15 protein-coding genes are annotated in these 18,667 nt (G+C 68.1%); 13 read left to right on the top strand and 2 right to left on the bottom strand.

Translation table 11 applies throughout. The features are described 5' to 3' along the window. Positions 1-14: 14 nt before the first annotated feature. The 10 genes from ACRDT3_RS08150 to ACRDT3_RS08105 all read left to right on the top strand — a co-directional run bounded on the left by ACRDT3_RS08150 (position 15) and on the right by ACRDT3_RS08105 (position 11,908). Entirely contained in the window at positions 15-1,169 is a 1,155-nt protein-coding gene (locus ACRDT3_RS08150) for a DegT/DnrJ/EryC1/StrS family aminotransferase (RefSeq protein ID WP_431492495.1), read from the top strand. A gap of 1 nt (position 1,170) precedes the next feature. Further along, positions 1,171-1,806: a NeuD/PglB/VioB family sugar acetyltransferase gene (locus tag ACRDT3_RS08145; protein WP_431492494.1), complete on the top strand. Its 636-nt coding sequence runs from the start codon at positions 1,171-1,173 to the stop codon at positions 1,804-1,806. A 75-nt stretch (positions 1,807-1,881) separates the two neighbouring features. After that, on the top strand, positions 1,882-3,009 hold the full coding sequence (locus tag ACRDT3_RS08140) for a DegT/DnrJ/EryC1/StrS family aminotransferase (RefSeq protein WP_431492493.1): 1,128 nt from the start codon (positions 1,882-1,884) through the stop codon (positions 3,007-3,009). A 2-nt stretch (positions 3,010-3,011) separates the two neighbouring features. Next, positions 3,012-4,499 (top strand): oligosaccharide flippase family protein, encoded by a 1,488-nt coding sequence (locus ACRDT3_RS08135; RefSeq protein WP_431492492.1) that lies wholly within the window; start codon positions 3,012-3,014, stop codon positions 4,497-4,499. Next, positions 4,496-5,761 carry a glycosyltransferase family 4 protein gene (locus tag ACRDT3_RS08130; RefSeq protein WP_431492491.1) on the top strand — a complete coding sequence of 422 codons (1,266 nt, stop codon included), beginning with the start codon at positions 4,496-4,498 and terminating at the stop codon, positions 5,759-5,761. The genes ACRDT3_RS08135 and ACRDT3_RS08130 overlap by 4 nt, the downstream gene beginning before the upstream one ends. Further along, a complete protein-coding gene (locus ACRDT3_RS08125) occupies positions 5,761-6,903 on the top strand; it encodes a glycosyltransferase (protein ID WP_431492490.1) in 1,143 nt (380 codons plus the stop codon). Before ACRDT3_RS08130 ends, ACRDT3_RS08125 begins: the two co-directional genes overlap by 1 nt. Next, positions 6,900-8,159 (top strand): hypothetical protein, encoded by a 1,260-nt coding sequence (locus ACRDT3_RS08120; protein WP_431492489.1) that lies wholly within the window; start codon positions 6,900-6,902, stop codon positions 8,157-8,159. Before ACRDT3_RS08125 ends, ACRDT3_RS08120 begins: the two co-directional genes overlap by 4 nt. Then, a complete protein-coding gene (locus ACRDT3_RS08115) occupies positions 8,156-9,028 on the top strand; it encodes a glycosyltransferase (protein ID WP_431492488.1) in 873 nt (290 codons plus the stop codon). Before ACRDT3_RS08120 ends, ACRDT3_RS08115 begins: the two co-directional genes overlap by 4 nt. A 101-nt stretch (positions 9,029-9,129) precedes the next feature. After that, a complete protein-coding gene (locus ACRDT3_RS08110) occupies positions 9,130-9,912 on the top strand; it encodes a hypothetical protein (RefSeq protein ID WP_431492487.1) in 783 nt (260 codons plus the stop codon). Next, complete coding sequence (locus ACRDT3_RS08105) at positions 9,893-11,908, top strand: O-antigen ligase family protein (RefSeq protein ID WP_431492486.1); 2,016 nt, start codon at positions 9,893-9,895, stop codon at positions 11,906-11,908. The genes ACRDT3_RS08110 and ACRDT3_RS08105 overlap by 20 nt, the downstream gene beginning before the upstream one ends. Positions 11,909-11,944: 36 nt before the next feature. Here the strand turns inward: ACRDT3_RS08105 and ACRDT3_RS08100 are convergent, their stop codons facing one another. Further along, the gene (locus ACRDT3_RS08100; protein ID WP_431492485.1) at positions 11,945-14,635 is read right to left on the bottom strand and encodes a WecB/TagA/CpsF family glycosyltransferase; all 2,691 of its coding nucleotides are present in this window, start codon (positions 14,633-14,635) and stop codon (positions 11,945-11,947) included. A gap of 104 nt (positions 14,636-14,739) precedes the next feature. After that, positions 14,740-15,327: an acyltransferase gene (locus ACRDT3_RS08095; protein ID WP_431492484.1), complete on the bottom strand. Its 588-nt coding sequence runs from the start codon at positions 15,325-15,327 to the stop codon at positions 14,740-14,742. Between the two features lie 273 nt (positions 15,328-15,600). Here ACRDT3_RS08095 and ACRDT3_RS08090 point away from each other — a divergent pair, with 273 nt between their 5' ends. The 3 genes from ACRDT3_RS08090 to ACRDT3_RS08080 are packed head-to-tail and all read left to right on the top strand — an operon-like array spanning position 15,601 to position 18,638. Further along, positions 15,601-16,320, top strand: a complete 720-nt coding sequence (locus ACRDT3_RS08090) for a hypothetical protein (protein ID WP_431492483.1) — start codon at positions 15,601-15,603, stop codon at positions 16,318-16,320. 3 nt (positions 16,321-16,323) lie between these two features. Then, complete coding sequence (locus ACRDT3_RS08085; RefSeq protein WP_431492482.1) at positions 16,324-17,610, top strand: MFS transporter; 1,287 nt, start codon at positions 16,324-16,326, stop codon at positions 17,608-17,610. After that, a complete protein-coding gene (locus ACRDT3_RS08080) occupies positions 17,607-18,638 on the top strand; it encodes a hypothetical protein (RefSeq protein WP_431492481.1) in 1,032 nt (343 codons plus the stop codon). The genes ACRDT3_RS08085 and ACRDT3_RS08080 overlap by 4 nt, the downstream gene beginning before the upstream one ends. The last annotated feature ends 29 nt before the right edge of the window (positions 18,639-18,667 follow it).

Raw genomic sequence — 18,667 nt, 5'->3', positions numbered from 1 at the left:
TTGGGGGAAGAATCATGGATCGCATCAGCGTGATGAAACCATGGCTGGGAACAGCCGAAATAGACGCCGTAGCCGAGGTCATTGCCTCCGGCTGGGTCGCGCAGGGGCCGCGCACCGCGGCCTTCGAAGAAGCCTTCGCGCAGCACCAGCAGGTGGCGCACGCGGTGGCCACCTCAAGCTGCACCACCGCCTTGCACCTGGCATTGCTGGTGGCCGGGGTGGGGACCGGCGACGACGTGATCGTCCCGTCCTTCTCCTTCGTGGCCACGGCCAATGCCCCGACCTATGTCGGGGCGCGCCCGGTGTTCGCCGATGTGGACGCCGCCACCGGCAACATCACCGCGCAGGGGGTGCGCGAGGTGCTCACGGAGAGGACCACCGCCATCATCGCGGTGGACCAGGGCGGCATGCCGCTGGACTTGGCATTGCTGCGCCAGCTGTGCGACGAGCTGCACCTGGTGCTGATCGAGGACGCGGCCTGCGCGGCAGGATCAACCTACCAAGGAGCCCCTGCCGGGGTCGGCGCCGACATCTCGACCTGGTCCTTCCACCCGCGCAAGCTGCTCACCACCGGCGAAGGCGGCATGCTGACCACCGGCAACGCCAGCTGGGCGCAGCGCGCCCGGCAGCTGCGCGAGCATGCCATGGATGCCTCGGCGGCGCAGCGGCACAGCTCCACGCTGGCCCCGCAGGAAAGCTATGGGGAAATCGGCTACAACTTCCGCATGACCGACCTGCAGGCAGCCCTGGGGCTGGTGCAGCTGGGCAAGCTCGATGCGATGGTTGAACGCCGCAGGGCCCTTGCCGCCCGCTACCAGCAGGCCTTCGCAGGCATCCCCGGACTCAGGTGCGTCACCGATCCGGGGTACGGGACCTCGAACTACCAGTCGTTCTGGCTCGAAGTGGGCCCGGAATTCCCGGTGGACCGCGAGGGGCTGCTGGCGCAGCTGGCTTCCGATGGCATTTCCGCCCGCCGCGGCATCATGGCTTCGCATCTGCAGCCGGCCTACGCCGGGCATTCGGGGACCACCACCGCCTTGCCGGTGACCGAGCGGCTCACCGCGAATACGCTGATCCTGCCGCTCTACCACCAGCTGGATGCACAGCAGCAGGACCGGGTCATCGCCAGCGTGCTCGCGCAGGCGCTGGCCGCCGCCGGCGGCGAGTGAGATGGCCCGGGTACTGCTGCTGGCCGCCAGCGGGTTGGCGCGCGAGACCCTGGCCTCGATCGAGTCCACCGGGGACCACGAGGTGGCCGGCGTGCTCGACGACAATGCCCGATTGCACGGGAACATGATGGGCTCGGTCCGGGTCCTGGGGGGACTCGAGCTGGCCCGGGGGCGCACCGAGCAATTGCTGCTCTGCGCCGGGCAGGGCCGGCACCGGGCTGCGATCGCCGGCCGGCTGGCATTGGATGACTCGCGCTATGCCACGCATGCGCATGCCTCGGCGTTCCTCGGGGCCGGCACGCGCCTGGCCCCGGGATGCATCGTGCTGGCCGGATGCGTGGCCACCGCCGATGTGTCCATCGGGCGGCACAGCGTGCTGATGCCCCATGCGATGCTCACCCATGACGACCGGCTGGGCGACTATGCCACCCTGGCCGCCGGGGCCACCCTGGCTGGCTCCGTGCAGCTGGGCGACCGGGTGTACATCGGCTCCAACGCCACGGTGCGCGAGAACCTGTCGCTGGGCGCTGATGCGGTGCTGGGCATGGGTTCGGCGCTGCTGCATGACATCCCGGCCGGCGAGACCTGGGCCGGATCCCCGGCGCGCAAGCTCTACGGCTCCAGGGCCGCGGGCTAGGGGCGCCGCATGGCACCGGGCACCGGGCACACCGCCGTACATCCACCACATACTTTCAAGGCAGGGAATTGCGCAATGGCATTGACTGGAACCGCAACGCAGCGGCATATCCCGCTGGTGGACCTCGCAGCGCAGCAGCGCGAGGTCCAAGGCGCCGTGGATGCCGGGCTGGCCCGGATCTTCGCCGAAACCGCGTTCATCGGCGGCGCCGCCGTGGCCGGCTTCGAGCAGCAGTATGCCGCGTTCCTTGGCGGCGGCCATTGCGTGGGCGTGGGCAACGGCACCGACGCGCTGGAGCTGGCGCTGCGCGCCTGCGGCATCGGCCAAGGCGACGAGGTGATCATCCCGGCCAACACCTTCATTGCCACCGCCGAGGCCATCCACCTGGCCGGGGCGCGCGCGGTGCTGGTGGACGTGGATCCGCAGTACCTGCTCATTGATCCGGCGGCCGTCGCTGCGGCCGTGACCACTCGGACCAAGGCCATCATGCCGGTGCACCTCTACGGCCAGAGCGCCTTCGTCGAACAGCTGGAACCGATCGCGCGCTCGTGCGGGGCCAGGATCATCGAGGATGCCGCCCAATCCCAGGGCGCCACCCGCCACGGGCGCAGCGCCGGCACCCTGGGGGATATCGCCGGCACCAGCTTCTACCCGGGCAAGAACCTGGGCGCCGCCGGCGATGCCGGGGCCGTGCTCACCGCCGATGCCCGGCTCGCCGACCGGGTCAGGCTGCTCGCGGCCCATGGCAGCCGGGTCAAGTACGAGCACGAGGTGATCGGGCGCAACTCCCGGCTCGACGCCATCCAGGCGGTGTTGCTCAGCGCCAAGCTGGAACGGCTGGCCGCATGGAACGCCGCGCGCCGGCAGGCCGCCGGGCGCTACGCCGCGCTGCTGGCCGGGCTGCCCGGGGTGCAGCTGCCGGTGCAGGCACCGGGCAACCAGGACGCATGGCACCTGTATGTGGTGCAGGTGCCGGACCGCGACCGGGTGCTGCACCAGCTGCACGCGGCCGGCATCGGAGCGGCAATCCACTATCCGCAGCCGGTGCACCTGACCCAGGCGTTCGCGCACCTGGGCTACCGGGAAGGGGACTTCCCGGTAGCCGAGCGGGCCGCCGCGCGGATCCTTTCCCTGCCGCTGTATCCGCATATCACGCCCGAGCAGCAGCGGCGCGTGGCCGATGCCCTGTCCGGGGCCCTGTAGCCATGGCCGGGGAAGGCGCGCTCCGGGAGCCGAAGATCCCGCGGGCTGCGCGCGCATTGACCGCTTCGGGAGCCTTTGCCTGGTCCTTGGGCAATACGCTGGTTTCGCGCCTGGGCACCCTGGGCATCGGCATTGTGTTGGCCAGGATCCTGGGACCGGAGCAATTCGGCACCTTCGCCATCGCGCTGGTGGCGCTGATGGCAGTGCTCAGCTTCAACGAGCTCGGGGTCAGCCTGGCCATCGTGCGGTGGCCCGGCGATCCGGCAGTGATTGCCCCCACGGTGAATACGATCTCGGTCATCGGCAGCACCATCTTCTGCGCCGTGGCGTGGCTTGCCACCCCGTCCTTCACCGCGCTGATGGGCGATGGCTCGGCCACCTGGGTAGTGAGGCTGCTGATCGTCTCGGTGCTGGTCAACGGGGCGGTGGCGGCCCCGGCCGCTTTGCTGCAAAGGGGATTCGAGGAACGCACCCGGATGGGCATCGACCAGGCCAACGTCTGGGTGGGAGCCATCTGCTCGGTGGTCTTGGCCCTGGCGGGATTCGGGGCGATGGCCCTGGCCATCGGCCGGCTGCTGGGCGGGATCATTTCGGCCATCATGTTCCTCAGGGCCTCGCCATTGCCCTACCGCTTCGGGTGGGACAAGGCATCGGCCGGGGCGCTGCTGAAGTTCGGCCTGCCGCTGGCCGGTTCGAGCATGATCGTCTTCGCCATCGGCTACGCGGACCAGCTGGCCACCGGCGCCATGCTCGGGTCGATCGCGCTGGGGCTGTACGTGCTGGCCTTCAATCTCTCCAGCTGGCCGCTGTCGATAGTCTCCCAGCCGCTGCGGCGCGTTGCCCCGGCAACCTTCGCCGCGCTGGCGCAGGACCGCGCCGGGCTGGAGAAATTCATCATCGCGTTGTCCAGCATCATCGCTTGCGCCACGATCCCGGCATTCATTGCGCTGGCCGTGGCGGCCGAGCCGCTGGTCCGCTTCGTCTACGGCGATGCCTGGAGCCAAGCGGCGCCGGTGCTCAGCTGGCTGGTCATTGCCGCGCTGTCCAAGGTCTTCTGCGAACTGGCCTACGACTACATCGTGGTGATCGGCAGCACCACGGCGATCCTGCGCATCCAGGGAATCGGGCTGCTGATGCTGATCCCGTCGCTGCTGGCCGGAGCCCGTTTCGGCGGTCTGGCCGGGGTGGCGGCGGCGCAAGCGGCCGTGGCCTTTGGGGTGATGCTGCCCCTGTACCTGTGGAATCTGCGCTCCCTGGGCATCGGGCCGGGCGCATTGTCCGCCCGCCTGTGGCTGCCGGTGCTGGCCGGCCTGGGGCTGGGAGCCGCGGGCTGGATGCTGGTGGCGTCCATTGATAATGCCCTGCTGGGCCTGCTGGCCGTGGGCGGCCTGTGCCTGGCCACCATGGCCGGGCTCATTTACCTGCGCCGAGGGGACCTGGCCAGCCTGCGGGGGATTTCCCGGGCGAAAACGTTGGAGGAAACATCATGAAGATCCTGGTTTACCCGCACGACATGAACCTGGGCGGCAGCCAGCTGAACGCCATCGAGCTGGCAGCTGCCGTCAAGGACCTGGGCCACGACGTGGCGGTTGCCGGGCAGCACGGCAGCCTGCGCGCCAAGGTGGGCGAACTCGGCCTGGAATTCATCGAGCTGCCCGAGCCGGGCCGCCGTCCAAGCCGCAAGGTGGTCAAGGCCCTGGAGCGGGCCATCGCCCAGCGCGGCATCGACATAGTCCACGGCTATGAGTGGCCTCCGAGCCTGGAAGCGGAACTGGCGTGCTTCGATGCCCCGGCCACGGCGGTCAGCACCGTGCTGTCGATGTCCGTGGCCCCCTTCATTCCCACGCACACCCCGCTGCTGGTGGGCACGGAGCAGATTGCCGCGGCGGAACGGGATTTCGGACGCGCCCTGGTGGAACTGATGGAACCGCCCATCGACACGCGGCTGAACCGGCCGGGCCTTGAGCTGCCGGTGCGCGAGATGTCGCAGCGCTGGGGGATCCGCAACGGCGGGTTGACCATCGCGATCGTTTCGCGGCTGGCCCGCGAAATGAAGCTCGAGGGAATCCTGCGGGCCATCGAGGTCATCGGGCGCATCCAGGGCGGGGAACCGGTGCAGCTGGTGATTGCCGGCGGCGGCCCGGCGGCCGGCGAGGTGGCTGCCGCCGCGGCCGCGGCCAACAGGCGCACCGGCCAGCTGCGCGTGGTGCTCACCGGGGAACTGGAGGACCCGCGCTGGGTCTACCAGAAGGCGGATATCGTCCTGGGCATGGGCGGCTCGATCTTGCGGGCCATGGCCTTCGGCAAGCCGGCGGTGGTCCAGGGCGAAAGCGGGTTCTGGCGCGTGGTGGATGAATCCTCCCTGCCCGGATTCCTCTTCCAGGGGTGGTACGGGGCAGGAGCGGGCAGCGGGCAGGGAGCCGATGCGCTCCAAGCCCAGCTGCGCCCGCTGCTGGCCGATGCGGCGCTGCGCCAGCGCCTGGGCGATTTCGCGCGCCGTGTGGTGGTTGAGCGTTTCTCGCTCCAGGCATCGGCCCGGCGCCAGGTGCAGTTCTACCGCCAGGTGCTGGCCCAGGGCCAGGGGCGCAACCGGCTGGGCGCGGAGTACACCCTGGCCGCCGCCCGCTTTGCCCGGTACAAGTTCTCCCGGCTGGCCGCGCGGATGCGCGGCAGCGTGGCCGCCGACGACTTCAACGCCACGGCTGCCCTGCGTTCGGCCGGGGCGTCCGGCCGGCCTGCGGTGCGTGCCTGATGCGCGGGCTTCGCGATGCCATAGTGGTCATCCCGGGAACCCGGTGGGAGGATACCCAGGGCACCGACCACCGCCTGGCCCAGGCCCTGTCGGAGCATTGCCAGGTGCTGTGGGTGGACCCTCCGGTGCCTTTCGCCGGCCCAGCCCGGGTGCACCGGCCCTCCGGGGCCGGCTTCGCGCATCTGGACCAGCTGCAGGAGTCGATCATCCGCTTGCGCTACCTGGTCGCCCCCGGGTTCACCCGTCCGGGACTGGACCGGCTGGCCAGGGCGCTGCGCGATGCCGCCATGTTCCGGGCACAGCGCCGCCTCGGGCTGCGCGTGCAGGCCACCTTGCTGCTCTCGCCGCGCGATGAATTCCCGGCCGGATCCACCGGCGAGCGCTTGCTGCATGTGACCGATGACTGGGTTCAAGGCGCTGCGATGATGGGCCTTAGCCCCCGGCAGGTGCGCCGGAGGCTCGCCAAGAATCTGGCCGCGGCCGACCAGGTCAGCGCCGTGTCCCCGTACCTGGAACAGGTGCTGCACGAGGTGGATTCGAACGCGGTGGTGCAGGTGGTTCCCAATGGGTGCACGGTCCTGCATCCGCAGGGCCAGGGCAGCGGCCCGGCGCCGGAACCGAATGGCAAGGTGGTGCTCCTGGGCCAGCTGAACGAGCGGCTGGATATGGAGGTGCTCAAGCAGCTGGCCGCCTCCGGGCTGCCCATCGAGGTGATCGGCCCGAGGCGTGAGCGCGGCCCGGTGGCCGCGGCAGGCCTGGACCGGTTCCTGGCCGCCGAAAATGTGCACTGGCATGGAGAAGTCGCGCCCGGCGAGGTGCCCGCGCTGCTCGCTGGCGCCATGGTGGGCATCACCCCCTATCTGGACAACGAATTCAACAAGGCCAGCTTCCCGTTGAAGACCTTGGACTACCTTGCCGCCGGGCTCGCCGTGGTCTCCAACGATTCCCCGGCCGTCCGCTGGCTGGATACCCCGTTCATCCGTGTCGCCGGTTCTCCCGGGCATTTCGTGGAGCTCGCAGGCCAGCTTGCGACCGGCGGCGCGCAGGGTAGCGAACGCCAGCAGCGGATCGACTTCGCCAACGGGCATTCCTGGCAGGCGCGGGCAGCGAGCCTCATCGGAAGGATCAAGGTGCAGTCATGAAAAGCATGTTCGCCCTGGCGCTGGCCGCGGCCTGCGCCCTGGCCGGCTGCACCAGCTCGCAGGCCGAGCCGCCGCCGCCGAGCATCGGGCCCCTGGGCCTGGAGCAGATCCCGTGGGAGGGCGGCCCGCAGTACTGGAAGCAATTTGCCCGGGCCGACGCCGCCGGCTGGGATGACCCGTCGTTCTTCCCGATTGTGGCCTGGTACAACGGGATCTCCAGCCAGGAAGAAGTGGATTTCGACAAGGCCCTGGGAATCAACACGTACATCGGCATGCCGGCCAGCTTCGACGCGGCCTGGCTCGATTCCAACGGCCTGTACTGGATCGGCGGTGCCATCAACGGGACCTTCCACGCCAACACCCCGAGCTGGGTCGGGTACATCCTCGATGACGAGGTGGACGGCCGGTTCGAGCCCGAAGCCGGACGCCGGCACCTGGCGCAGCTGAGCTCCGAGGTGCCCGAAGGGCTGTTCAAGTACGCGAACTTCACCTACATGGTGCTGGAAAACGACATGGCGGCCAGCGACTCGCAGAAGTACGTCAACGGCTTCACCGACGTGGTGTCGGTGGACAAGTACTGGTACACCATCCCGCATTGCGCTGCCGAACCCTATCGCGATGTCTCCCTGGTTCCGGTCAAGCAGGAATCCTGCCGGACGGCCTCCAGCTACGGGCAGACCATGGACGCGCTGCGGCAACGCGATGCCCAGGACGGGAAGCTGCAGCCGCTGTGGCAGTTCGTGGAGAACATGGGCGGAACCGACAACGAGGCCGCCTTCGATGGCTACATCGGCGCCGGGCAATTGCGCGGCGCGGTGATGAACTCGGTGATCCATGAGGCCCGCGGCATCCTGTACTTCAACCAGGCGCTTTCCGGGCCGTGCAAGGGCGGCAACGTCTTCCGCATGGCGCAGGTGCACGTCGGGTACTGCGGTGCCCGGCAGGTTGACGCCGCGCGCATCGTCAACAACCAGATCCACCAGCTGGCGCAGGTGATCAACACCCAATCCCTGGCTTTCGAATTCAATGCCCGAGCAGACACCATGCTCAAGGTGCACCAGGGGCATGCGTATGTCTTTGCCATGCCTGCCCCGGGTGCCAAGCCGGGCCAGCTGCAGCTCCAGCTGCCGGAAGGGATTTCCGGCAGAACAGTTGAAGTGCTTTTCGAGGATCGGCAGATCCCGGTGGACAACGGGGCCTTCGTTGATTCCTTCGACCACGAGTACAGCTACCACGTCTACAAGGTGAAGCTATGAAACCGACTATCGACCACATCATCCTGACCCGGTTCAATCTCCCCTCCAAGGGGGTGGAGAGCCTGGTCCGCGCCCAGGATGGCTGGCTGCGCAGCCGGCAGGAGCTGTTCGAGAAGTACTGCCTTCCCAGCATCCGGCAGCAGACGCGCAAGGATTTCACCTGGGTGATCTATTTCGATCCGCACAGCCCGCAGTGGCTCAAGGAGCGCATCGGGCAGCTGGGCGCGGACCGGAGCTTCATCCCGGTGTTCCGCGAATCGGTTTCGCCAGCAGAGCTGCTCCACGACCTCAGGGCCGCCGGTGCGGGATCCCGTGAGGTCCTGTTGACCACGAACCTGGACAACGATGACGGACTGTGCCTGGACTTCGTCCAAAGGGTGCAGGATGCCGTAGCCGATGCGGGCCCCGCGGCGCTGTATATCGGCCAGGGGCTGATCCAGCGCGGGCACCGGTTGTACCTGCGCCAGGACCCGTTCAACGCCTTCTGCTCGGTGGCCGCTCCGTGGAGCGAGCCTGAAACCTGCTGGATGGACTGGCACAACAAGCTTTCGGAGCATCTGCCCGTCATCGGCATCGGCGGGAAGCCCGGCTGGCTGCAGGTGATCCACGGATCCAATGTCAGCAACCGCGTTCGCGGACGGCGGGTGGGGCCGGGGGCCTACGCACGGGACTTTGCCGGCGGCCTGCACGATGCCGCCGCGCCGCGGGGCTGGGAGAGCCTGGGGGAGCGATTCATCTTGCGTCCTGCCCGCGTGCTCAAGGAGGTTCTGCGCCGCAGCGCCAAGGAGGCGATCGTCGCCCTGGGCGGCCGGGACCTGCTGGGACGGGCCAAGGAATGGGCAGGGAAGTATTCTCCTGCCCGGCGCTGAGCCCGGATCCATTGATCTACTGCCCATCAGCCCGGACAATGGGCTGCAGGTGCAGGCCTGGGGAAGCCGGCACCGGGTGAAAACAAAAATTGGGGGAAACAATGTTTTTACGTGATCTGCTTTTCAGCTGCCTCAGACGCTGGTACATCCTGGTCTTGGGGCTGGTGCTTACCGGCTTGGGCAGCTACTACATTTTCAATGCCATCGAGCCGACCTATGAGGCCGAGGGCAGCGTGGTGCTCATTCCGCCCAAGGTCGCGGTGACGGTGGGGGACAATCCGTACCTCTACCTCGGCGGGCTGGACCAGGCGCTGGGCGTGCTCCAGGTGAAGACCACCTCCCCGGAAGTCATTACTCCGATCGTGGAGAAGTACCAGGGAGCTGAAGTCGCCATTGCCAAGGATGCGACCACTTCCGGTCCCATCGCGGCGATCACCGTGACTGCCGACACAGCCGAGGACACCATATCCCTGCTCGAGGACACCCTGGCTTCGATTCCCGCCACGCTCAAAACCCTGCAGGCCGATTTGGACGTGCCGGAGAATTCGGTGATCACCTCCATGGCGTTGTCCAAGGACCAGGTGCCGGAGCCGAACAGCAAACGGCAGATCCAGTTCACGGCTTTCGTTGCACTGGGCGGCATCAGCGCCTCCTTGCTGGGCGCCGGACTGCTCGATCGCATGCTGCTGGCATTGAAGAAGCGCCGTGCCCTGCGGAAGCTGGGAAGGGGAACCGGATCGCTGGCGGTGCAGGAAGGGCCAGGAAGCCTGGCTCCAATCCAGCCCCTGAAGTCCTCCGTGCAGCCGGTGGAGCAGGAACCTGGGCGCACCGGGTCCGAGACCGGGATGAAGCGTGGAAGCGAACGTGCTCGCCTCAGAGGCTAGCGGGCCGGCCGGGGGCTTGAGGCAGAAGCTGCGCGAATTCGAACCACGGCCCGTGAAGCGGATCGATGCCACGACGGTGTTGACCGCCTACCTGTTCTTGCTGCTGGCAGTTCCCTCCGACCGGGGGATCGGCCCGCTGGGTGCCGCCGGGTCTCCTTCCACGCTTTTCGCCTTGGCGATGCTGCTGTGGTGGGTCTGGCACCATGTGCGCGGAATCCGTGTCGAGCAGGCGCCCAGGCTGCAGATCATCCGCATTGCCCTGTTCGTCTTCATCGGGATGGTCTTGGCCAGCTACGTCAATTCATCGCAGCTGGCGCTGCCCTTCGTCGACAGCAATGGCGCGCTGATGAACCTGATCAAGATCGCCGGCTTCGCCGGGGTGGTGCTGGTGGCCAATGACGGGCTGCGGGACCGCGAGCGGTTCCTGCTCCTGCTCAAACGGGTGGCCTGGCTGGGCGGCGTCTACGCGCTGCTGGGCCTGGTCCAATTCTTCACCGGCCTGAATTTCGTTGACCAGATCGATATCCCGGGACTGTCCGGTGCCGGGACCGGCGGGGTGGATTCCCGAGCGGGCTTCATCCGCCCCGAAGCGACCGCTCGGCACGCCTTGGAGTATGCCTCGGTGCTTTCGGCGACCTTGCCGGTTGCCCTGACCTTGGCCATATACAGGACCGGGCAGAAGACCGTGGCCAGATGGCTTCCATCCGCGCTGATCGGCGGCGCGGCGATCCTCTCGGTGACGCGTTCTGCCTTGATCGGCATCGCGGTGGCCATGCTGGTGCTGGTGCCCACCTGGTCCCCGCGGGTGCGCAAGATGGCGTTGATCGCGGGACTTGCCGGCCTTGGCGTGCTGTACGTGGCGGTCCCGGGGCTTGCCGGAACCATCATGGGCATGTTCTCCGGCCCCGACTCCAGCATCGATTCGCGCACCTCCAGCTACCCGTCGATTGCCGGGTACCTGATGGTTGCCCCGTGGCTGGGACGCGGACTGGGCACCATGACTGCGGACTACCGGATATTCGACAACCAGTACATCGGCTTGCTCATTGAGCTGGGGGTGCTCGGGGTGCTGGCTTTCATCGCCCTGGTGCTCATCAGCGCCGCCTGCACGATCTTCCGGCCGTGGGGTACGGATCGCAAGATCGCCGCCCTGGGGCCGGCCATTGGCGCCGGGATCCTGGCCGCCGCACTGCTCAGCGCCTTCTTCGACTCATTCCACTTCCCCCAGGCCATGGGCATGCTTTCGCTGATGCTGGGCCTGGCCGGCGCGCACTGGAACATCTCGCAGGAGCTGGCCGCCGCACCGCTGATGGCGGCGGCCGGGCCGGGGGAGCCGCCGCGCTTGACCAAGCGGCGGATCCGCCGTTTGCTGTTCGTGGTGCTGCGCTGGTGGTTTGCCGTGCTGCTGATCCTGGCCGCGTTCATCCCGGCAGGGCTGAACGTCCGTGCTGCCACGGGCGTGTACTACACGAAGTTCGACGTCGTGTTCCAGGCTCCGCCGGGAGCGACCAAGGACAACGCGCTGCGCACCGAGGCCTCATCCACCGTGCACTACGCGGCGCTGGTGCAGCGGATCTACCAGGACAAGCACCGCGAAGCCGATATCCGCCCCGTGCGGGCGCCCTTGTACGGCACCGGCCTGCACGATGCCGAAGCGGTATACCTGCCGGATGCCGGCGGGCAATGGCAAACCAATTTCAACAAGTCCCAGCTCTCCGTGGAGATCGTCAAGAGCACGCCGGAAGCCGCCGAGCAGCGGGCCGCCGAGATATCGAAGGAGATCGCCGCGCTGGCCAAGGAACCGCAGCAGGCTGCCGGCATCTGGAAATCCTCGCAGATCACTACCGAACGGGTAGCGCAGACCATTCCCGTGGGCTATGTGGATGTGCGCACCAAGTACGCGTTGGCGGTCCTGCTGGCCCTGGCCCTGGGTACCGCTTTCGCCGGGGCGATGAGCCTGCACAAGTTCGTCTCCTGGCGCCGGTCCCCGGCGTAGGGGCGCGAGGGCAAAACACTGCACCGCACGGCGGGCCTAGGCAGCCTGCCTGCTGGAATCATCGCGCTCCCACACCGCGTGTTGCCCGGCGGCAGCGGGCTTCTTCGGGGTCCGGGCCAAGGCCACCATGCCGGCGTACACCAGGGCGTCCCAGGCCGAGAACGGGCCGGAAACCGAAGCCAGCAGCTGGCCCAGGGTCGAACGCGTGCTCGGCTCCGCCGCGTTGGCCCGGTGCAGCTCACGCTGCCCCCGGTAGTTCCTGCGCAAGATGGCCAGCAGCGAATGCGCAGTGCGCGGGGTCTTCACCTGCACCGGAACGGTGGGCAGCACCGTCTTCTGTGCGGCAGTGAACTGCTGGTCGATGAACAGGTCATCGGCAAGCACCGCGGGAAAATCAGCAAAGCGGGCCCGCCCCTCCCGGCTCAGCCCATAGGCCCCGGCACCCCAGAGTGCCTGGTTGGTGCCGGGAATCCGCCGCCGGGCACGGTAGAACGACTTGACCAGCCAAGAGGCGCCGGTGGTGTCGTAGGCAAAGGCCGGACGAGCCGACAGCATTCCCGGCGTGGCCAGATGCTCGAACACCATGCGCAGGGCGCTGGGCGCGATTTCGATGTCCGCGTCCAGGTACAGCCGCGGGAACCGTGCTGCCTGGGCATCGGCCTTGTTCAGCGCCGCGACCTTGGACGAGACGGAAGCCTCGATGACCTGGATCCCGTCGAAGCCGCGGGCAATCTGCGCGGTGCCATCGGTGCACCCGTTGCAGGAGACAATGACCTGCACCAGCCCGGCCCGGGCCAGCGGCTGCAAAGGCTCCAGGGTCCGGGCGATAACCGCTGCTTCATTGTGCGCCGGGATGATCACCGTGCCAGAAGGGAACTGCCGGGCGGGCTGCACGCCGGGCGAAGCGGCCGGAAGGGTGGCCCAGGACGGCTCATCCACCACGGTGCGCAAGATCCCGCGGCGCTCGGGCTTCCAGCTGCGCAAGGCCTCATGGCCAATGACCGCTGTGCGGAACAGGGCCGCAGTGCGCGCAGGCTGGTGCTTGCGGGCGTAGCGGATCCGGTTGACCGCCATCAGCGACTCCAGCTGAACCGACGCCCCGGAACCGCCCATCTCATGGGTCATGCGCGCTGCGGGCTCGTACCAGATGCTCGCCCCGGCCTCCCGGGCCCGCTTGAAGTAGTCGGTCTCCTCGGAGTACAAGAAGAATTGCTCATCCCACGGGCCCAGCCGGCGTTCCAGTGCCGAGTCGATGAGCAAAGCGGCCCCGGTGGCCCAGTCGATGCGGTGCGGGTGGGCATAGCTCTCGGGATCGTAGTCGATTTCCGAGCCCCAGCCCGGGCGCTGGGCCAGGCGCTCGCCGAAGAGCGCATCCCCGGCGGCCCTGGCCGCGTTCGGCTCGCGGCGCAAGGAGGTGTAGGTCCGTCCGTTGGCTTCCAGCAGCCGGGGGACCACGATCCCGGCACGGCTGTGCCGCAGGCGCTGCAGCAGGCTGCCGATGGCTCCGCGGCCCACGGCCAGATCGGGGTTCAGCACCAGCACCGCGGCGCTGTCCCCGGCGTGCCGGCGGGCCGCATTGATCCCGCCGGCATAGCCCAGATTGGAACCGGTGGGGATGACGATGACATCATCGTGCCCGCTTAGCTGCGCCAGCGTGGTGTCCGAAGAGCCGTTGTCGGCGATGACCACGCGAAGCCGCAGGCCGCTGGCTTCGGCGCGCAGGCTCCCGATCAGCTGGTCCACCGAATCGGCGTTGTTGTAGGTGACGGCAAGCACCGCCACATCGGCAATACCCCGGCCGGTGATGAAGCGGCCGGACCCGACCTGGTGCAGCGGCCGTACGGGCCGGGGTGCCTCGGGCAGGGGCTGAACCCGGGTGCCAGGAACAAGCAGCCTGCTCCGGCGCTGCAGGGCCACCAGGCCCGGAGGGTCATCGACCAGGTAGCGCCGCGCCAACCGGCGCGGCTCCAGCCCCAGCCGCCAGGCCCATTCCAATCCGCTCCCAGCGACCCGCTGCGGTGCGCGTCGCACCGTCCCGGCCAGGAAATCCACCACGGCACCGAAAGCCAGCAGGACGCTGGCGCCGGTCAGCGCGCCGTAGGAAGCCATCCACAGCTCCTGGCGTGGCTTGCCCAAGCCCACCACGAGGATCTCGGTGCCGCTTGCGCGGATCTGCTCGGCCAGGCGCAGCGAACGGCCCTCGTCCTCGATGTCCTGGCGCTGGGGTGCCCAGAACCCGCAGACCTGCAGCTCCGGGCGGCGCTGCGCCAATTGCACGGCCAGTTCCGCCTGGATGGCCGGCTGCCCGCCGAGGAATCCGACCCGCAGCCCGCGGGCTGCGGCCTCATCGAGGATCGGGCCGATCAGGTCGCTGCCGGCAAGGCGCGGCCAGCGCCGCCCGGTCAGCTGCTTGGCGCGCAGCACCAGCGGCGCACCGTCCAGCAGGTTCAGCCATTGCATGGCCGGGGCCTCGAACGCGTCGGGAAGGCAGCGCAAGGGCCAGGTGGGGTGCAGCGAATCGCCCAGCGTCCCCTGCCAGCGCCCGCCGTGGCCGAATTGCACAATATGGTCCAGATTCGCCGAGACCACGGACAGCGCCGCCGGGCGGGAATCCGCTTCCGCCTTGCCGCGCAGCGCGTGGTTGACGATGCGGTGGACGGCCTCATCCTGGGCCAGCAGATCCACCACGATTCCGGCGAGGTCGGCACGGTCAGCTGCGTCAGTCATGATCATCCCTGGATTGCTTGTGGAAGCCGGCACGCGCCCGGCGTGGCATGGCGCGCACCGGCAAGTAAAAGAAAAGAAGTACCCGAAGGCCCGCGTGGCCGGGCTCAGGCCGAGGCCATGAAGCTGGTGCCCAGCTGCTCATAGCGCTCGCCGGTTGCGGGGCACCGCCAGCAGCCGTCCTTGAATTCAAGGCGCTGTCCCGAGGTTCCCACCCAGCCGATTTGCCGTGCCGGCACTCCGGCCACCAGGGCGTGGGCCGGCACGTCGCGGTTGACGACCGCTCCGGCGGCCACCATGGCCCACTGGCCGATGTCCACCGGCGCGATGCACACCGCGCGGGCGCCAATGGATGCGCCCTGGCCGATGGTCACTGCCACGGCCTCCCAATCCGCGTTTGCCTTGCGGCTGCCATCGGGATTGATGGCCCGGGGGAACAGGTCATTGGTCAGCACCGCGGCCGGGCCGATAAACACCCCATCGCCCAGCCGGGCCGGCTCGTAGACCAGCGCATAATTTTGTATTTTGCAGTTCCTGCCCAGGACGGCGCCGGGCCCGATGTAGGCGCCCCGGCCGATATTGCAGTTCTCCCCGAGAACTGCCCCTTCGCGGACCTGGGCCAAATGCCAGATGCTGCTGCCTTGGCCGATGTCCGCCGACGGCGCGACATCGGCAGTCTGCTCGATGCGAGTCATGAAATTTCCCCCAAGAATCCGGTCCGCGAAGAACGGTGCGGGAAGCGGACCTCAATGCCGCATCCCTGTTGGATTGAGCATAGGTCCTGGAGGCTGGCGCGGAATTGATCAGCGCAGATCGGGGGTACTCGCATGGCAGCCAATCCGCCGAAGCAAGTAGATCTCGAGTAGCGCAGCTTCCGTATCGCGCTTATATCTTCGCTGCCCGAGGTATAGCCTAGTGAGCAGGTCATCCCGTGTTTCTTCGATACCGGATGGGTGCTGGGGGATAGCATGAAAAGCAAGGTTCTGGCCACGATCATTCTGGGTGCCGCCGCGATACTCCTCGTGGTGGCCTTGGCCATGGATCTGGGCGGGACGAAACCCACCGCGGGCCAGCAACCCGCAGCCACGCCAGATCCTGTGGCCACCAGCACTGCAGGCCAGCCTACCGCCGGTCCGGAAACTGCCGAAGCCGCCAAGCCCAGCGGTGAAGCCAAAAAGGAATCCGCACCAGAGCAGTCCGCGCCGAAGCCTAAGGCAACACGACCCTCCTGGGACCCGCAGCCCAGCGCCACGGAATCCCGGCTGGAAGTGCCCGAAGCGGCCAAGCCCTCGCAATTCGCCCTGCCCGATACCCCGAAGCGCGAGCCGGTGCTGGAGAAGGCCCCGAAGTCCTCGGTGGCCGAGGGTAAGCTGGTCAAGGGATTCCCGAAGGCCGCCGTCCCGGTGCCCGAGTCCACCTCCATCGTGCAGTCCTCGGTGCAGAACCAGGCCAAGAAGGTGCTTGTCGGCGTCGAGGGACGCAGCAGCGACAGCGTGGATGAGGTGCTGGCCTTCTACGCCAAGCACTTCGAGGAGCTCAACTGGCTGACCACCCAAAGCGCGCCGGCCGAGGGGACCACCCAGCTCTCCGGATCCTACGGGGCCGAATCCGCCACGGTGACCGTGCGCCAGCTGCCCACCGGGGCCACATCCATCGTTGCCGCGGGCATCTTCGAAGTCCAGGAGTAGCAGGTGTACCTGAGCCTTTCCGACTGGAAATCCGGAAAAGCCGCCGGGGCGCAGCGTGCCGCAACGGTGGCCTTCAAGGCTTCGCCCACGGTCATCGCCCTGGGGCTGGTGAGCATGCTGACCGATATCTCCTCCGAGCCGGTAGCTGCCATCCTTCCGCTGTACATCACCGGGGCCCTGGGGATGTCCATGGTGGCCTACGGCTTCTTCGAGGGCATGAACCAGTCCATCAGCTCGGTGGTGCGCATCGGCGCCGGCTATGCCGCGGATCGCAGCAACCGGCCCAAGCCGATCGCCGCCGCCGGCTACGGCCTGTCGATGCTCGCCCGTGCCGGGCTGCTTTTCGCCACCGGATTCGGCGGAATCCTGGGGGTGATCGGAATTGACCGGATCGGTAAGGGGATCCGGACCGCACCGCGCGATGCGATGATCCAGGCCGCTTCGCAGCCCGAGCACCTGGCCCGCTCTTTCGGGCTCCACCGGTTGCTGGACACGCTCGGCGCGACCTTCGGCCCGTTGCTGGCCTTCCTCGTGCTGGTGCTGGTTCCCGGGGACTACCGGATGGTGTTCGTGGTGTCCTTGGCCGCGGCGGTGCTCGGGGTGGCGGTGCTGGCCCTGCTGGTGCCCAACCGCAAGCTCGTGCATTCCGGACCAGCCGGCGGGGACCAGCCCGATACCACCGTGGCGGCGGGCAAGCCGAAGCTGCGCGAACTGGCCCGCGGGCCGCTGGGCAGGGTCCTGCTGGCCGCCGGGTTCCTGGGGCTGCTGACCATTGGCGACGGCTTCGTGTACCTGGCATTGATGGAGCACGGGCAGCTCGATACCCTGTGGTTCCCGCTGCTTTTCGTCGGCTCGAATCTCTTCTTCTTGTCGCTGGCCCTCCCGTTGGGCAGGCTGGCGGACCGGACCTCGCGCGCGGCGATCTTCGTCCTTGGGCATCTGGCGCTGGCCCTGGCCTACGCGTGCGCGGCTGCCGGCGGCTCCTGGCTGTTCCTGCTCGGCGCGCTGGCCCTGCTGGGCACCTTCTATGCGGCTACCGACGGGGTGCTCGCCGCCTTGGCCGGCCAGCTGGCCCCGGCAGGATCCACCTCGAGCGCCATCGGGGCCGCGCAGACGGTGGTGGCCGTGGCCCGGCTGCTGGCGTCCTCCGGTTTCGGAGTGTTGTGGATCCTGCTGGGCAGCACCGCCGCCATGCTCATCGCGGCAGCGCTGTTGCTGCTGCTGGTTCCCCTTGCCTGGCGGCTGCTGGCTGGCCGCGGTGAGCCTGCGGGGAATGCGGTGGCCCCATGACACCTGCGCATTCCCGGTTCCCGGCCAAGAGCAGGTGGCTGGCCCTGGTAGTGATCGCGGTGCTGGTGCTGGGGTTCGTCGCCATCTACGCCGTCCAGGCCTACGGCCGATACCAGGCACGCACCACCGGCGCCTCGGCGGCGGTGATCACCGGCCAACTGGCGGCCGCTGACCGGATCATCTTCCGCAATACCGCCCTGGGCGAAGGCTACGGGCAGGTGGCCTCCGTGGCCCTGGCAGAACCGTCGGGGCCACGCCAGCTCTCGCAGCAGGCCTGCGACCGGGTGGACGCCACGAGCACGTACCTGTCCTGCCTGCGCACCAAGCGCGGCATCCCCACCACCTTCCAAGCCACGGTCTTCAATGCCCAGCAGCAACCGGTGGAACAGCATCCCCTGTCCGGCGTGCCCAGCCGCACCCGCATAACCGATGGCGGGCTGGTGGCCACCACCGCCTTTGTCACGGGGCATTCCTATGCCGCTGGCCAGTTCTCCACCGAAACCACCGTCAAGTCCGTGGGCGGGCCGGACTATGGGAACCTCGAGGACTTTTCCATGGCCATCCAGGGCGAGCCGCTGACCGCCATTGACCGCAATGTGTGGGGCGTGAGCTTCATTTCCGAGAAGGAGTTCTATGCCACGGTGGCCTCGGGCAACCAGACCTGGCTGGCCAAGGGGGACCTGGACAGCCGGAGCCTGGTATCGGTGGCATCCAACGCCGAGTGCCCCTCGGTGTCGCCGGAGGGATCCAAGGTGGCGTACAAGAAGCGCCGCGCCCAGCCGGGGCTCGCGCACTGGGATATCGCCGTCCTGGACCTAGAAACCCGCAAGGAGACCGTCATCGGACTGGAACACGGCTTCGATGACCAGTTGGAGTGGCTGGATGAAGGGACCTTGCTCTTCGGCATGCCGCGGGCTGGCGCACCCGGGGATAGCGATGTCTTCAGCATCAAGGCCCAGGCCAACGCCACGCCGCAGCTGTTCATTGAGCATGCGTGGTCGCCCTCCGTGGTTCGCGCCACCCAGTAGCCATGCCTAGACCCCGGGCGCCAGGGCGG

Source organism: Glutamicibacter sp. (assembly GCF_050701915.1).
Taxonomy (GTDB): domain Bacteria; phylum Actinomycetota; class Actinomycetes; order Actinomycetales; family Micrococcaceae; genus Glutamicibacter.
This window is presented reverse-complemented; position numbering and strand designations above follow the sequence as displayed.

What these genes read in the sequence shown, in the direction of transcription:
- ACRDT3_RS08130 (WP_431492491.1), top strand. Translation starts at nt 4,496, where the DNA reads ATGAAGATCCTGGTTTACCCGCACGACATGAACCTGGGCGGCAGCCAG.
- ACRDT3_RS08150 (WP_431492495.1), top strand. Translation starts at nt 15, where the DNA reads ATGGATCGCATCAGCGTGATGAAACCATGGCTGGGAACAGCCGAAATA.
- ACRDT3_RS08090 (WP_431492483.1), top strand. Translation starts at nt 15,601, where the DNA reads ATGAAAAGCAAGGTTCTGGCCACGATCATTCTGGGTGCCGCCGCGATA.
- ACRDT3_RS08110 (WP_431492487.1), top strand. Translation starts at nt 9,130, where the DNA reads ATGTTTTTACGTGATCTGCTTTTCAGCTGCCTCAGACGCTGGTACATC.
- ACRDT3_RS08095 (WP_431492484.1), bottom strand. Translation starts at nt 15,327, where the DNA reads ATGACTCGCATCGAGCAGACTGCCGATGTCGCGCCGTCGGCGGACATC.
- ACRDT3_RS08140 (WP_431492493.1), top strand. Translation starts at nt 1,882, where the DNA reads ATGGCATTGACTGGAACCGCAACGCAGCGGCATATCCCGCTGGTGGAC.
- ACRDT3_RS08100 (WP_431492485.1), bottom strand. Translation starts at nt 14,635, where the DNA reads ATGACTGACGCAGCTGACCGTGCCGACCTCGCCGGAATCGTGGTGGAT.
- ACRDT3_RS08145 (WP_431492494.1), top strand. Translation starts at nt 1,171, where the DNA reads ATGGCCCGGGTACTGCTGCTGGCCGCCAGCGGGTTGGCGCGCGAGACC.
- ACRDT3_RS08135 (WP_431492492.1), top strand. Translation starts at nt 3,012, where the DNA reads ATGGCCGGGGAAGGCGCGCTCCGGGAGCCGAAGATCCCGCGGGCTGCG.
- ACRDT3_RS08080 (WP_431492481.1), top strand. Translation starts at nt 17,607, where the DNA reads ATGACACCTGCGCATTCCCGGTTCCCGGCCAAGAGCAGGTGGCTGGCC.
- ACRDT3_RS08125 (WP_431492490.1), top strand. Translation starts at nt 5,761, where the DNA reads ATGCGCGGGCTTCGCGATGCCATAGTGGTCATCCCGGGAACCCGGTGG.
- ACRDT3_RS08115 (WP_431492488.1), top strand. Translation starts at nt 8,156, where the DNA reads ATGAAACCGACTATCGACCACATCATCCTGACCCGGTTCAATCTCCCC.
- ACRDT3_RS08120 (WP_431492489.1), top strand. Translation starts at nt 6,900, where the DNA reads ATGAAAAGCATGTTCGCCCTGGCGCTGGCCGCGGCCTGCGCCCTGGCC.